The 14815-nt window shown below is 49.8% G+C and carries 13 protein-coding genes; 12 read left to right on the top strand and 1 reads right to left on the bottom strand.

Going from position 1 to position 14815, the window contains the following annotated elements:
• The first annotated feature begins 92 nt into the window (after positions 1-92).
• The 10 genes from gadC (at position 93) to QUE74_RS09830 (ending at position 13467) form a co-directional block, all read left to right on the top strand.
• Positions 93-1628, top strand: coding sequence for an acid resistance gamma-aminobutyrate antiporter GadC (gadC, locus tag QUE74_RS09875; RefSeq protein WP_000246007.1), 1536 nt, complete (start codon positions 93-95; stop codon positions 1626-1628).
• Between the two features lie 130 nt (positions 1629-1758).
• Positions 1759-3078 (top strand): family 10 glycosylhydrolase, encoded by a 1320-nt coding sequence (locus QUE74_RS09870; protein ID WP_000350375.1) that lies wholly within the window; start codon positions 1759-1761, stop codon positions 3076-3078.
• A 360-nt stretch (positions 3079-3438) separates the two neighbouring features.
• Entirely contained in the window at positions 3439-4821 is a 1383-nt protein-coding gene (gene dosC / locus QUE74_RS09865; RefSeq protein WP_000426275.1) for a diguanylate cyclase DosC, read from the top strand.
• A 24-nt stretch (positions 4822-4845) separates the two neighbouring features.
• On the top strand, positions 4846-7245 hold the full coding sequence (dosP, locus tag QUE74_RS09860) for an oxygen-sensing cyclic-di-GMP phosphodiesterase DosP (protein ID WP_024166166.1): 2400 nt from the start codon (positions 4846-4848) through the stop codon (positions 7243-7245).
• 257 nt (positions 7246-7502) lie between these two features.
• On the top strand, positions 7503-8084 hold the full coding sequence (gene ddpX / locus QUE74_RS09855) for a D-alanyl-D-alanine dipeptidase (RefSeq protein WP_001285841.1): 582 nt from the start codon (positions 7503-7505) through the stop codon (positions 8082-8084).
• A 13-nt stretch (positions 8085-8097) separates the two neighbouring features.
• Positions 8098-9648 carry an ABC transporter substrate-binding protein gene (locus QUE74_RS09850; protein WP_000830533.1) on the top strand — a complete coding sequence of 517 codons (1551 nt, stop codon included), beginning with the start codon at positions 8098-8100 and terminating at the stop codon, positions 9646-9648.
• Between the two features lies 1 nt (position 9649).
• Positions 9650-10672 (top strand): ABC transporter permease, encoded by a 1023-nt coding sequence (locus tag QUE74_RS09845; RefSeq protein WP_000145093.1) that lies wholly within the window; start codon positions 9650-9652, stop codon positions 10670-10672.
• Positions 10669-11565 carry a D,D-dipeptide ABC transporter permease gene (ddpC, locus tag QUE74_RS09840; protein ID WP_000979633.1) on the top strand — a complete coding sequence of 299 codons (897 nt, stop codon included), beginning with the start codon at positions 10669-10671 and terminating at the stop codon, positions 11563-11565. The genes QUE74_RS09845 and ddpC overlap by 4 nt, the downstream gene beginning before the upstream one ends.
• Entirely contained in the window at positions 11562-12548 is a 987-nt protein-coding gene (locus tag QUE74_RS09835) for an ABC transporter ATP-binding protein (protein WP_000193572.1), read from the top strand. Before ddpC ends, QUE74_RS09835 begins: the two co-directional genes overlap by 4 nt.
• Positions 12541-13467: an oligopeptide/dipeptide ABC transporter ATP-binding protein gene (locus QUE74_RS09830; protein WP_001285546.1), complete on the top strand. Its 927-nt coding sequence runs from the start codon at positions 12541-12543 to the stop codon at positions 13465-13467. The genes QUE74_RS09835 and QUE74_RS09830 overlap by 8 nt, the downstream gene beginning before the upstream one ends.
• A 55-nt stretch (positions 13468-13522) precedes the next feature.
• Here the strand turns inward: QUE74_RS09830 and osmC are convergent, their stop codons facing one another.
• Positions 13523-13954, bottom strand: coding sequence for a peroxiredoxin OsmC (gene osmC / locus QUE74_RS09825; RefSeq protein WP_000152305.1), 432 nt, complete (start codon positions 13952-13954; stop codon positions 13523-13525).
• Between the two features lie 343 nt (positions 13955-14297).
• Between osmC and bdm the strand changes: the two genes are divergently transcribed.
• Both bdm and sra read left to right on the top strand, forming a co-directional pair.
• On the top strand, positions 14298-14513 hold the full coding sequence (bdm, locus tag QUE74_RS09820) for a biofilm-dependent modulation protein (RefSeq protein WP_000495766.1): 216 nt from the start codon (positions 14298-14300) through the stop codon (positions 14511-14513).
• A gap of 101 nt (positions 14514-14614) precedes the next feature.
• On the top strand, positions 14615-14752 hold the full coding sequence (gene sra, locus QUE74_RS09815; RefSeq protein WP_000841554.1) for a stationary-phase-induced ribosome-associated protein: 138 nt from the start codon (positions 14615-14617) through the stop codon (positions 14750-14752).
• Positions 14753-14815 lie beyond the last annotated feature (63 nt).

Genomic DNA, 14815 nt, shown 5'->3' with positions numbered 1-14815 from the left:
CACTGGCATTAGCAACGGAAAATATTGTTCTGAATACGCTTCAGAACAAAACAGGTGCGGTTCCGACAGGAATACCGTTTTAGGGGGATAATATGGCTACATCAGTACAGACAGGTAAAGCTAAGCAGCTCACATTACTCGGATTTTTTGCCATAACGGCATCGATGGTAATGGCTGTTTATGAATACCCTACCTTCGCAACATCGGGCTTTTCATTAGTCTTCTTCCTGCTTTTAGGCGGGATTTTATGGTTTATTCCCGTGGGGCTTTGTGCTGCGGAAATGGCCACCGTCGACGGCTGGGAAGAAGGTGGTGTCTTCGCCTGGGTATCAAATACTCTGGGGCCGAGATGGGGGTTTGCAGCGATCTCATTTGGCTATCTGCAAATCGCCATCGGTTTTATTCCAATGCTCTATTTCGTGTTAGGGGCACTCTCCTACATCCTGAAATGGCCAGCGTTGAATGAAGACCCCATTACCAAAACTATTGCAGCACTCATCATTCTTTGGGCGCTGGCATTAACACAGTTTGGTGGCACGAAATACACGGCGCGAATTGCTAAAGTTGGCTTCTTCGCCGGTATCCTGTTACCTGCATTTATTTTGATCGCATTAGCAGCTATTTATCTGCACTCCGGTGCTCCCGTTGCTATCGAAATGGATGCGAAAACCTTCTTCCCTGACTTCTCTAAAGTCGGCACCCTGGTTGTGTTTGTTGCCTTCATTTTGAGTTATATGGGGGTAGAAGCTTCCGCAACCCACGTCAATGAAATGCGCAATCCCGGTCGCGATTATCCGCTGGCGATGTTACTGCTGATGGTGGCGGCAATCTGCTTAAGCTCTGTTGGCGGCTTGTCTATTGCGATGGTTATTCCGGGTAATGAAATCAACCTCTCCGCAGGGGTAATGCAAACCTTTACCGTTCTGATGTCACATGTGGCACCGGAAATTGAGTGGACGGTTCGCGTGATCTCCGCACTGCTGTTGCTGGGTGTTCTGGCGGAAATCGCTTCCTGGATTGTTGGCCCTTCTCGCGGGATGTATGTCACCGCGCAGAAAAACCTGCTGCCAGCGGCGTTCGCTAAAATGAACAAAAATGGCGTACCGGTAACGCTGGTTATTTCGCAGCTGGTGATTACTACTATCGCGTTGATCATCCTCACCAATACCGGTGGCGGTAACAATATGTCCTTCCTGATTGCCCTGGCGCTGACGGTGGTGATTTATCTGTGTGCTTATTTCATGCTGTTTATTGGCTACATTGTGTTAGTGCTTAAACATCCTGACTTAAAACGCACATTTAATATCCCTGGTGGTAAAGGGGTGAAACTGGTCGTGGCAATTGTCGGTCTGCTGACTTCAATTATGGCGTTTATTGTTTCCTTCCTGCCGCCGGATAATATCCAGGGGGACTCTACCGATATGTATGTCGAATTACTGGTCGTTAGTTTCCTGGTGGTACTTGCCCTGCCCTTCATTCTCTATGCTGTTCATGATCGTAAAGGCAAAGCGAATACCGGCGTATCTCTGGAACCAATCAACAGCCAGAACGCTCCGAAAGGTCACTTCTTCCTGCACCCGCGTGCACGTTCACCACACTATATTGTGATGAATGACAAGAAACACTAACCATGTCTGAATGGTTATAAGACAAGGGAGCGATAATTCATCGCTCCCTTTTTCGTGCTCGCTGTCGTATTGACTTAACCGGGATAAGTACGAGAATGAGCGCACATCTGTTTACCGGAAACCAGCATATATGGATATCTGCTCCCGAAACGAGAAATTAGCGATTAGAAGACCAGCGGTACTGGTTGCACTGGCACTTTTACTGTGTAGTTGCAAAAGCACGCCCCCAGAGTCAATGGTGACACCACCAACAGGTTCGAAGCCACCAGCTACGACGCAACAATCGTCACAACCGATGCGTGGCATCTGGCTGGCCACAGTGTCTCGCCTCGACTGGCCACCGGTTTCCTCGGTTAACATTAGTAACCCCACCAGCCGTGCACGTGTACAACAACAGGCGATGATCGACAAACTGGATCATCTGCAACGTCTCGGTATAAACACGGTCTTTTTCCAGGTCAAGCCGGACGGTACCGCACTATGGCCATCGAAAATTTTGCCGTGGTCCGATCTTATGACCGGTAAGATTGGCGAAAACCCGGGTTACGATCCGTTGCAATTTATGCTCGACGAAGCCCACAAGCGTGGGATGAAAGTACACGCCTGGTTTAACCCTTACCGCGTATCGGTTAATACAAAGCCTGGTACTATCAGGGAACTGAATAGCACCCTGTCTCAACAACCGGCCAGCGTCTATGTGCAACACCGCGACTGGATTAGAACGTCGGGTGATCGGTTTGTCCTCGACCCAGGCATCCCTGAGGTTCAGGACTGGATCACATCAATAGTCGCGGAAGTGGTTTCCCGCTATCCGGTAGATGGCGTGCAGTTTGACGACTATTTTTATACTGAGTCACCAGCTTCACGGCTAAATGATAACGAAACGTACCGCAAATACGGAGGCGCATTTGCGTCAAAAGCAGACTGGCGGCGCAACAATACTCAGCAGTTAATTGCGAAGGTATCGCACACCATTAAAAGCATTAAGCCGGAAGTCGAATTTGGCGTTAGCCCGGCAGGCGTGTGGCGTAACCGATCACACGATCCGCTCGGTTCCGATACCCGAGGCGCGGCAGCCTATGACGAATCCTATGCTGACACCCGTCGATGGGTGGAACAAGGATTGCTGGATTACATTGCTCCCCAAATTTACTGGCCGTTCTCACGGAGTGCCGCACGTTATGACGTTTTGGCAAAATGGTGGGCGGATGTCGTTAAACCGACCAGGACCCGCCTGTATATCGGTATCGCCTTCTATAAAGTGGGTGAACCTTCAAAGATAGAACCAGACTGGATGATTAACGGTGGCGTACCGGAACTGAAAAAGCAGCTCGATCTTAACGATGCTGTACCAGAAATCAGCGGCACAATCTTGTTCCGTGAGGACTATCTGAACAAACCTCAGACTCAACAAGCGGTCAGCTATTTGCAAAGTCGTTGGGGCAGTTAAACTTGTAACATGGCCGGTGCTTTACCCACCGGCTTGCTACCCTCTTGAAATATCCCACTAGTAATCATGCTTACTTAAGTCAAATTAACCACACAATTAAACACACTTAGTTAAATAGCCATAAATCCCCTAATAAAAATGTATGAACATGAAAAAACATACGATATTGGCTGTCACCGAAAAATAATTACGATGGGCTATACTCTTCTGAAGAACAGTAGCGTAGATTGAAACTGTCCTAAGTCGCTTATTTGTTTTCAGTATATCTTCATATTTCAGGAGAATATGGTGCAGTTAGTCGATCCCGCACGTTTCGTTTTTGATTCCGTCTGCTTTCCCAGCCTTATAAGGGTGTGAATTATGGAGATGTATTTTAAAAGAATGAAAGATGAGTGGACCGGACTTGTCGAACAGGCAGATCCGCTCATTCGTGCCAAAGCCGCGGAAATTGCCGTTGCGCATGCCCATTACCTGAGCATTGAGTTTTATCGGATTGTCCGTATTGACCCGCATGCCGAAGAATTCTTGAGTAATGAACAAGTTGAGCGGCAGCTGAAAAGTGCGATGGAACGCTGGATTATTAATGTGCTTTCTGCCCAGGTTGACGATGTTGAAAGGCTAATACAAATCCAGCATACCGTCGCAGAAGTGCATGCCCGCATCGGCATTCCAGTAGAAATTGTCGAGATGGGGTTTCGGGTGCTGAAAAAAATCCTCTATCCGGTGATTTTCTCTTCGGATTATTCTGCCGCAGAAAAACTTCAGGTCTACCATTTCTCGATTAACAGTATTGATATCGCGATGGAAGTCATGACCCGCGCGTTTACCTTTAGTGACAGTAGTGCCTCAAAAGAAGATGAAAACTATCGTATCTTCTCGTTACTGGAAAACGCCGAAGAAGAAAAAGAACGCCAAATAGCCTCAATCCTTTCATGGGAAATTGACATTATCTATAAAGTTCTGCTGGATTCTGATTTAGGCAGTAGTTTGCCTTTAAGCCAGGCTGATTTTGGCCTGTGGTTTAACCATAAAGGTCGACATTATTTTAGCGGCATTGCCGAAGTGGGTCATATCTCCCGCCTGATTCAGGATTTCGACGGTATTTTTAATCAAACCATGCGTAATGCAAAAAATTTGAGCAACAAAACTCTGCGGGTGAGATTTTTATTACAGATAAGAAATACCGTATCGCAAATTATTACCTTGCTGCGTGAATTATTTGAAGAAGTATCTCGCCACGAAGTGGGTATGGATGTACTGACAAAATTACTTAACCGCCGCTTCCTGCCGACCATCTTTAAACGCGAAATTGCCCATGCCAACCGGACCGGAACCCCCCTGTCAGTGCTGATTATTGACGTTGATAAATTCAAAGAGATCAACGATACGTGGGGCCATAACACCGGTGATGAAATTTTGCGTAAAGTTTCTCAGGCCTTTTACGACAACGTCCGCAGTAGTGATTATGTTTTTCGTTACGGGGGAGATGAATTTATCATTGTCCTGACTGAAGCTTCTGAAAACGAAACGTTACGTACTGCAGAACGTATTCGCAGTCGGGTGGAGAAAACCAAACTGAAAGCCGCAAACGGCGAAGATATTGCCCTCTCACTTTCCATCGGTGCCGCCATGTTTAATGGTCATCCTGACTATGAGCGCCTCATTCAAATAGCCGATGAAGCTCTGTATATCGCCAAAAGACGAGGTAGAAACCGTGTTGAACTCTGGAAAGCCAGTCTTTAGATGCGCCAGGATGCAGAGGTAATCATGAAGCTAACCGATGCGGATAATGCCGCCGATGGCATTTTTTTCCCCGCCCTTGAGCAAAATATGATGGGCGCGGTGTTAATTAACGAAAATGATGAAGTGATGTTTTTCAACCCCGCCGCAGAGAAACTCTGGGGGTACAAACGCGAAGAAGTCATTGGCAAAAACATTGATATGCTGATTCCGCGAGATTTGCGTCCCGCGCATCCTGAATACATCCGTCACAACCGTGAAGGCGGTAAAGCGCGCGTCGAGGGGATGAGTCGGGAGCTGCAGCTGGAGAAAAAAGACGGCAGTAAAATCTGGACCCGTTTTGCGCTATCGAAAGTGAGCGCCGAGGGTAAAATTTATTACCTGGCGCTGGTACGGGATGCCAGCGTAGAAATGGCGCAAAAAGAACAGACCCGACAATTGATTATTGCTGTTGACCATCTCGACCGACCGGTGATTGTCCTCGATCCGGAACGCCATATTGTGCAGTGCAATCGCGCATTTACCGAAATGTTTGGTTACTGCATTAGCGAAGCCAGCGGTATGCAGCCCGATACACTCCTGAACATTCCAGAATTCCCTGCTGATAACCGCATTCGTTTACAACAGTTGCTATGGAAAACCGCCCGCGATCAGGACGAATTTCTGCTGTTGACGCGCACCGGTGAAAAAATCTGGATTAAAGCCTCTATCAGCCCGGTCTATGATGTGCTCGCGCATCTGCAGAACCTGGTAATGACTTTCTCGGATATCACCGAAGAACGGCAAATCCGCCAGCTTGAAGGCAATATTCTCGCCGCCATGTGCAGCAGCCCGCCATTTCATGAAATGGGGGAAATCATTTGTCGTAACATCGAATCTGTTCTCAACGAATCGCATGTTTCGCTGTTCGCGCTGCGCAACGGGATGCCGATACACTGGGCGTCATCTTCGCACGGTACAGAAGTTCAAAATGCGCAAAGCTGGTCAGCGACCATTCGTCAGCGTGACGGCGCACCGGCGGGGATCCTGCAAATTAAAACCTCGTCAGGAGCAGAAACCAGCGCCTTTATCGAACGCGTGGCAGATATCAGCCAGCATATGGCCGCGCTGGCGCTGGAACAGGAAAAAAGCCGTCAGCATATTGAACAACTCATCCAATTTGATCCGATGACCGGTCTGCCAAATCGCAATAACCTGCACAATTACCTCGATGACCTGGTCGACAAAGCCGTCTCTCCGGTGGTCTATCTCATCGGTGTTGACCATATTCAGGATGTGATTGATAGCCTTGGCTATGCGTGGGCCGATCAGGCATTGCTGGAAGTGGTCAATCGCTTTCGTGAAAAACTCAAACCGGATCAGTATCTCTGTCGTATCGAAGGTACGCAGTTTGTCCTCGTGAGCCTGGAAAACGACGTCAGCAACATTACCCAAATCGCCGATGAGCTACGGAATGTGGTCAGCAAGCCGATAATGATTGACGATAAACCATTCCCGCTCACCTTGAGCATTGGCATCAGCTACGACGTGGGTAAAAACCGCGATTACCTGCTCTCCACTGCCCATAACGCGATGGATTATATTCGCAAGAATGGCGGTAACGGCTGGCAGTTCTTCAGCCCGGTGATGAACGAAATGGTGAAAGAACGATTGATATTAGGCGCAGCGCTGAAAGATGCGATTAGCAATAACCAACTGAAACTGGTTTACCAACCGCAAATCTTCGCAGAAACGGGTGAACTGTATGGTATCGAAGCCCTTGCTCGCTGGCACGATCCTCTGCATGGTCATGTGCCCCCTTCACGGTTTATTCCTCTCGCAGAAGAGATTGGCGAAATCGAAAATATTGGGCGCTGGGTCATCGCGGAAGCTTGCCGTCAGTTAGCAGAATGGCGTAGCCAGAATATTCATATTCCAGCGTTATCCGTTAACTTGTCTGCGCTGCACTTCCGCAGTAATCAGCTTCCTAATCAGGTGTCTGATGCAATGCAAGTCTGGGGCATTGACGGCCACCAGCTAACGGTGGAAATCACCGAAAGCATGATGATGGAACACGATACCGAAATTTTTAAGCGCATCCAGATCCTGCGCGATATGGGCGTGGGTTTATCGGTAGATGATTTTGGTACGGGTTTTTCCGGGTTATCCCGCTTAGTCAGTCTTCCGGTAACGGAAATCAAAATTGACAAAAGTTTTGTTGATCGTTGTCTGACTGAAAAACGCATCCTTGCCTTACTTGAAGCTATTACCAGCATTGGGCAAAGCCTCAATTTAACCGTCGTAGCGGAAGGCGTCGAAACCAAAGAGCAATTTGAGATGCTACGCAAGATTCACTGTCGCGTTATTCAGGGATATTTCTTTTCCCGCCCCCTGCCCGCCGAAGAAATTCCAGGCTGGATGAGTAGCGTGTTACCGCAGAAAATCTGACAAATCCCTCTCGCCCGCACTCGCGGGTTTTCATTTAACGTGACACTGTCACTTAAATACTGTGATTTCAGCTACGATTCCGGGAGATTCCTTCCTTAACTTCCCCTCTTGCACCAAAACTGCACTACGCTGCACAAATGTTGATCAAAAGTTAAAAAATATAACTTTAAGCCAGCATTCTGGCGCTTATCCCGGCATGGCATGAGATCTGCATAAGCGGAAAGCGCAGCAATTTTTGTCTTATACAGGAACCGTTTATGTCGGATACCACCGAACTGGTTGATTTAGCCGTGATCTTCCCTGATCTGGAGATCGAATTGAAATACGCCTGCGCTGATAACATCACAGGTAAAGCTATTTATCAGCAAGCGCGTTGTCTGTTACACAAGGATGCGATTACCGCGCTGGCGAAAAGTATCAGTATCGCCCAGCTGTCAGGCTTACAACTGGTGATTTACGATGCGTATCGCCCACAACAAGCACAGGCGATGTTGTGGCAAACCTGCCCAGACCCGCAATATGTCGTTGATGTGGCGGTCGGTTCTAATCACAGCCGTGGCACCGCGATCGACCTGACGCTTCGTGATGAGCACGGGAACATCCTCGATATGGGCGCAGAGTTCGATGAAATGCACGAACGTTCCCATGCTTACCATCCTTCCGTCCCGCCCGCTGCTCAGCGCAATCGCCTGTTGCTGAATGCGATTATGACTGGCGGTGGCTTTGTCGGTATCCCGAGCGAATGGTGGCACTTCGAATTACCCCAGGCAGCGAGTTACCCGCTACTCGCTGATCAATTCACCTGTTTTATATCCCCTGGCACACAGCACGCCAGTTAATCAGGAAACTGTTATGAAGAGATCGATTTCGTTTCGTCCTACATTGCTCGCGATCGTCCTTGCCACAACAATGCCGGTTGCGCACGCCGCCCTACCGAAAGATATGCTGGTGATCGGTAAAGCTGCCGACCCACAAACCCTCGACCCGGCGGTAACAATTGATAATAACGACTGGACAGTGACCTACCCGTCTTATCAGCGACTGGTTCAGTACAAAACGGACGGTGATAAAGGCTCAACAGACGTTGAAGGCGATCTGGCGAGTAGCTGGAAAGCGTCTGACGATCAAAAAGAGTGGACGTTCACCCTGAAGGACAATGCTAAATTTGCCGATGGCACACCCGTCACTGCCGAAGCAGTAAAACTCTCTTTTGAGCGGTTACTAAAAATCGGTCAGGGGCCAGCAGAAGCATTTCCCAAAGATTTAAAGATTGATGCTCCCGACGAACATACGGTGAGGTTTACCCTTAGCCAGCCATTCGCACCGTTCCTCTACACGCTGGCGAATGACGGTGCATCCATTATCAATCCGGCGGTCTTAAAAGAACATGCGGCCGATGATGCCCGTGGTTTCCTCGCGCAAAATACCGCTGGCTCCGGACCGTTTATGCTGAAAAGCTGGCAAAAAGGTCAGCAATTAGTTCTGGTGCCAAATCCGCATTACCCCGGCAATAAACCGAACTTCAAACGGGTATCGGTAAAAATTATCGGTGAAAGTGCCTCCCGTCGCCTGCAGCTCTCCCGTGGCGACATTGACATTGCCGATGCGCTGCCGGTGGATCAACTCAACGCCCTGAAGCAGGAAAACAAAGTCAACGTGGCAGAGTATCCGTCACTGCGCGTCACCTATCTGTATCTCAATAACAGCAAAGCGCCACTTAATCAGGCGGATCTGCGTCGGGCCATTTCCTGGTCTACCGATTATCAGGGTATGGTTAACGGCATTCTGAGTGGTAACGGAAAACAAATGCGCGGCCCGATTCCGGAAGGCATGTGGGGATACGATGCGACGGCAATGCAATACAACCATGACGAAACGAAAGCCAAAGCCGAATGGGATAAAGTGACGAGCAAACCCACCAGCCTGACGTTTCTCTACTCCGATAACGACCCGAACTGGGAACCTATTGCTCTGGCAACACAATCCAGCCTCAACAAGCTGGGCATCAATGTGAAGCTGGAAAAGCTGGCGAACGCCACCATGCGCGACAGAGTGGGTAAAGGTGATTACGACATCGCGATTGGCAACTGGAGTCCGGATTTTGCCGACCCGTATATGTTTATGAATTACTGGTTTGAGTCAGACAAAAAAGGTCTGCCGGGTAACCGCTCGTTCTATGAAAACAGTGAGGTCGATAAGCTACTGCGCAATGCGCTAGCGACCACCGACCAGACGCAGCGTACCCGGGACTACCAGCAGGCACAGAAAATCGTCATTGATGACGCTGCTTATGTGTATCTGTTCCAGAAAAACTACCAACTGGCGATGAACAAAGAGGTGAAAGGCTTTGTGTTCAATCCCATGCTGGAACAGGTCTTCAATATCAATACCATGAGTAAATAACGTGACCTTCTGGAGTATTTTACGCCAACGCTGCTGGGGGCTGGTGCTCGTGGTGGCGGGCGTCTGCGTGATTACGTTTATTATCTCGCACCTGATCCCCGGCGACCCGGCGCGGTTACTGGCGGGTGACCGCGCCAGCGATGCTATCGTGGATAATATTCGCCAGCAACTGGGACTGGACCAGCCACTGTACGTACAGTTTTACCGCTACGTCAGCGACCTGTTTCAGGGTGACCTGGGAACATCCATTCGTACCGGGCGTCCGGTGCTGGAAGAGTTGCGCATATTTTTCCCGGCGACGCTGGAACTGGCATTTTGCGCCCTGCTGCTGGCACTCCTGGTTGGTATCCCGCTGGGCATACTCTCTGCAGTCTGGCGAAATCGCTGGCTGGATCATCTGGTGCGAATAATGGCCATTACCGGAATCTCCACGCCTGCGTTCTGGCTTGGGCTGGGCGTCATTGTGCTGTTTTATGGTCATCTGCAAATTCTTCCCGGCGGCGGAAGGCTTGATGACTGGCTGGATCCACCAACGCACGTTACCGGCTTTTATCTGCTCGATGCGCTGCTTGAAGGCAACGGTGAAGTCTTCTTCAATGCGCTACAACATCTCATCTTACCGGCATTAACGCTGGCGTTCGTTCACCTGGGGATTGTCGCTCGCCAGATCCGCTCAGCTATGCTGGAACAATTGAGTGAAGACTACATTCGTACCGCCCGGGCCAGCGGCTTGCCCGGCTGGTATATCGTTTTATGTTATGCGCTACCCAATGCGTTGATCCCCTCAATTACCGTATTGGGGCTGGCGCTGGGCGATTTGTTGTATGGCGCAGTGCTCACCGAAACCGTTTTTGCCTGGCCCGGAATGGGTGCATGGGTAGTAACATCAATACAGGCGCTCGACTTCCCGGCAGTGATGGGCTTTGCCGTCGTGGTTTCATTTGCTTATGTGCTGGTCAACCTGGTGGTGGATTTGCTCTATTTGTGGATTGATCCGCGTATCGGACGTGGAGGTGATGAATGATGCTAAGCGAGGAAACGTCCGTCGTACGCCCACCAAAACAAACGCGATTTAACGGTGCAAAACTGGTATGGATGCTGAAAGGCAGTCCGCTCACCGTGACCGGCGCAGTCATCATTGTATTAATGCTACTGATGATGATTTTTTCACCGTGGCTGGCGACGCATGATCCCAACGCCATTGATTTAACTGCCCGCCTTTTGCCGCCTTCTGCGGCGCACTGGTTTGGCACCGATGAAGTGGGACGCGATCTGTTTAGCCGCGTACTGGTCGGCAGTCAGCAATCAATTCTCGCCGGATTAGTGGTGGTCGCCATTGCGGGTATGATGGGTTCGCTACTCGGGTGTCTATCCGGTGTGCTTGGCGGACGCGCAGACGCGATCATCATGCGCATCATGGACATTATGCTGTCGATTCCTTCGCTGGTGCTGACAATGGCGCTGGCTGCCGCACTTGGACCGAGCTTGTTTAACGCCATGCTGGCGATTGCTATCGTGCGAATCCCGTTTTATGTGCGCCTGGCGCGGGGGCAAACATTAGTTGTCCGCCAGTACACTTTCGTTCAGGCGGCGAAAACCTTTGGTGCGTCACGCTGGCATCTGATCAACTGGCATATTTTACGTAACTCCCTGCCGCCGCTGATTGTGCAGGCATCGCTGGATATTGGTAGCGCGATTTTAATGGCCGCCACGTTGGGATTTATTGGCCTGGGTGCTCAACAACCGAGTGCTGAATGGGGGGCGATGGTGGCGAATGGTCGCAACTATGTGCTCGATCAATGGTGGTATTGCGCATTTCCGGGGGCAGCGATTTTGCTTACCGCCGTCGGGTTCAATCTCTTTGGTGATGGTATTCGCGATCTGCTTGACCCGAAAGCAGGAGGAAAGCAGTCATGACCCAACCCGTTCTGGACATTCAACAGCTGCATTTGAGTTTCTCCGGTTTTAACGGCGACGTTCACGCGCTCAACAATGTGTCATTGAAAATCAACCGCGGTGAAATTGTCGGTCTGGTGGGAGAATCCGGCTCGGGTAAATCAGTCACTGCAATGTTGATTATGCGTCTGTTACCGACGGGCAGTTATTGCGTACATCGGGGACATATTTCACTGCTGGGAGAAGATGCTCTTAACGCTCGGGAAAAACAGCTTCGTCAGTGGCGCGGAGCACGAGTGGCGATGATCTTTCAGGAACCGATGACCGCCCTAAATCCGACACGTCGAATAGGTCTTCAGATGATGGACGTGATCCGCCATCATCAACTAATAAGTCGTCGGGAAGCCAGAGCTAAAGCGATTGCCCTGCTGGAAGAGATGCAAATCCCGGATGCCGTGGAAGTTATGTCGCGCTATCCGTTTGAGCTTTCAGGTGGTATGCGCCAGCGGGTAATGATTGCGCTGGCATTCTCCTGCGAGCCGCAATTGATTATTGCCGACGAACCGACTACGGCGCTGGACGTCACGGTACAGTTGCAGGTACTGCGTCTGCTTAAACATAAAGCCCGCGCCAGTGGAACTGCGGTACTGTTCATCAGCCATGATATGGCCGTGGTGTCGCAACTGTGCGATAGCGTTTACGTGATGTATGCCGGAAGCATGATCGAGAGCGGCATGACGGCAGACGTTATCCATCATCCCCGGCATCCGTATACCATTGGTTTGCTGCAATGCGCACCGGAACATGGAATACCACGCCAGCCATTACCCGCCATTCCAGGGACGGTACCAAACCTCACCCATTTGCCTGACGGCTGCGCTTTTCGCGATCGTTGCTATGCGGCAGGTACACAGTGTGAAAACGTCCCGGCGCTGACAGCGTGTGGTGACAACAACCACCGCTGCGCCTGTTGGTATCCTCAGCAGGAGGTCATTAGTGTCTGACACGTTATTAACGTTACGCGACGTCCATATCAATTTCCCGGCCCGAAAAAACTGGCTTGGTAAAACTACGGAACATGTTCATGCCATCAATGGTATTGATTTACAGATCCGTCGTGGTGAAACCTTAGGGATCGTCGGTGAGTCAGGCTGCGGCAAAAGCACCCTCGCACAGCTTTTAATGGGTATGCTGCAACCGAGCCACGGGCAGTACATCCGTTCAGGATCACAACGCATTATGCAGATGGTGTTTCAGGACCCGCTCTCTTCGCTTAATCCGCGCTTACCGGTGTGGCGCATCATCACGGAACCGCTCTGGATTGCTAAGCGTAGTAGTGAACAACAGCGGCGAGCGTTGGCAGAGGAGCTGGCTGTGCAGGTGGGTATTCGTCCGGAGTATCTCGACCGCTTGCCTCATGCGTTCTCAGGCGGGCAGCGGCAACGTATCGCCATTGCCAGAGCACTCTCTTCGCAGCCTGACGTGATTGTGCTTGATGAGCCCACCTCGGCGCTGGATATCTCCGTCCAGGCGCAGATCCTCAATTTACTGGTAACGCTACAGGAAAATCGCGAGCTGACTTATGTGCTGATTTCACACAATGTCTCGGTGATTCGTCATATGAGCGATCGGGTAGCGGTGATGTATCTCGGGCAGATTGTAGAACTGGGCGACGCGCAGCAGGTGCTCTCTACTCCGGCACATCCATACACCCGATTATTGCTGGATTCCCTGCCCGCCATTGATAAACCGCTGGAGGAAGAATGGGCATTGCGTAAAACGGAACTACCAGGAAACCGCACGTTGCCACAAGGCTGTTTTTTCCGTGAACGTTGCCCTCTGGCAACCCACGGATGTGAAGTCCGGCAATCATTAACAATAAGGGAGGACGGACGTGAGATCCGGTGCTGTCGGGCGCTGTAGAGACGCTAACAACGCATCAGGCAATCACGCGCCTGACGCGTCATCCGGCAACGCTTTACGATTTCAACTGGTAATCCAGCGTAATTTCCGCTTTCAGTACCTGAGAAACCGGGCATCCTGCTTTTGCTTTCTGGATAATGCCGTCAAAGGTAGAGGCATCAATACCCGGCACGGCAACTTCGCTCTTCAGGGCGATTTTAGTAATCGCAAACCCGGCATCCACTTTATCCAGCGACACATCGGCGGTGGTATCAATCGATGTTGGCGTGAATCCCGCTTCCCCCAGCATTAATGAAAGCGCCATTGAGAAACATGCTGCATGCGCCGCGCCAATCAGTTCTTCAGGGTTAGTTCCTTTTTCGCCTTCAAAACGCGTATTAAATCCATACGGCTGTTGGTTCAGCACGCCGCTCTCGGTGGATACGGTTCCCTTCCCGCGTTTGATATCGCCTTCCCAGTGTGCCTGACCTTTCTTATGGATTGTCATTGTTGCTCTCCTGTGGGCTTAAAAAGGAAATTATAGACTACGTGAGAAACAGCATGAGGATAAGCGGGATATTCCGAATAGAATCCGGCGAAAATATTATCTATGTACTTAAATAAAATTCCCACAATAGATAACCGGGAATATATAACTCAAGAGATATTGCATCAATATCAATCAACTCACACCAATAATATTCCCATTAATATCATGGAGTTAAAATATAAAATTCATCAACCAGGACTAATCTTAACAACGAAGCGGCAAATATTTGCCATGCTGAATGTGCTTTATAAATCTGCGATCCGTAGCAGACACCATAAATACACAGACACGGAGAATCACTATGTTTACTTATTATCAGGCAGAAAATTCAACAGCAGAACCCGCTCTGGTTAATGCCATTGAGCAAGGCCTTCGGGCAGAGCACGGTGTTGTCACTGAAGATGACATTCTCATGGAGCTGACCAAATGGGTGGAAGCTTCTGATAACGACATCCTCAGTGATATCTACCAGCAAACGATCAATTATGTGGTCAGTGGCCAGCACCCTACGCTTTAAGGTGCTATGCTTGATCGGCAACCTAATTTAGGGGTTTAGCACGTGTTTCTTCGCTACGGCGATGTTGTCCTTAAAACTAGCAACAGGATTGAGGAGTTAAAATGAAATCGAACCGTCAGGCACGTCATATTCTTGGACTGGACCATAAAATTTCTAACCAGCGCAAAATAGTTACCGAAGGTGATAAATCCAGCGTGGTAAATAACCCAACCGGCAGAAAACGTCCCGCTGAAAAGTAATCTTTAACAATCAGTCCTCAATGACGATTAAACACCATTGCCTGCGCAATGGTGTTTTTGTTT

The sequence above is a fragment of the Escherichia sp. 10290 genome (assembly GCF_030295155.1).
GTDB classification, from domain to species: Bacteria; Pseudomonadota; Gammaproteobacteria; order Enterobacterales; family Enterobacteriaceae; genus Escherichia; species Escherichia coli_F.
The sequence above is the reverse complement of the archived record's forward strand: the minus strand, read 5'-3'. Positions and strand labels throughout refer to the sequence as shown.

Excerpts from the sequence above, each read along its gene's own strand:
- gadC (WP_000246007.1), top strand. The coding sequence starts at position 93 with ATGGCTACATCAGTACAGACAGGTAAAGCTAAGCAGCTCACATTACTC.
- QUE74_RS09870 (WP_000350375.1), top strand. The coding sequence starts at position 1,759 with ATGGATATCTGCTCCCGAAACGAGAAATTAGCGATTAGAAGACCAGCG.
- dosC (WP_000426275.1), top strand. The coding sequence starts at position 3,439 with ATGGAGATGTATTTTAAAAGAATGAAAGATGAGTGGACCGGACTTGTC.
- dosP (WP_024166166.1), top strand. The coding sequence starts at position 4,846 with ATGAAGCTAACCGATGCGGATAATGCCGCCGATGGCATTTTTTTCCCC.
- ddpX (WP_001285841.1), top strand. The coding sequence starts at position 7,503 with ATGTCGGATACCACCGAACTGGTTGATTTAGCCGTGATCTTCCCTGAT.
- QUE74_RS09850 (WP_000830533.1), top strand. The coding sequence starts at position 8,098 with ATGAAGAGATCGATTTCGTTTCGTCCTACATTGCTCGCGATCGTCCTT.
- ddpC (WP_000979633.1), top strand. The coding sequence starts at position 10,669 with ATGATGCTAAGCGAGGAAACGTCCGTCGTACGCCCACCAAAACAAACG.
- QUE74_RS09835 (WP_000193572.1), top strand. The coding sequence starts at position 11,562 with ATGACCCAACCCGTTCTGGACATTCAACAGCTGCATTTGAGTTTCTCC.
- osmC (WP_000152305.1), bottom strand. The coding sequence starts at position 13,954 with ATGACAATCCATAAGAAAGGTCAGGCACACTGGGAAGGCGATATCAAA.
- bdm (WP_000495766.1), top strand. The coding sequence starts at position 14,298 with ATGTTTACTTATTATCAGGCAGAAAATTCAACAGCAGAACCCGCTCTG.
- sra (WP_000841554.1), top strand. The coding sequence starts at position 14,615 with ATGAAATCGAACCGTCAGGCACGTCATATTCTTGGACTGGACCATAAA.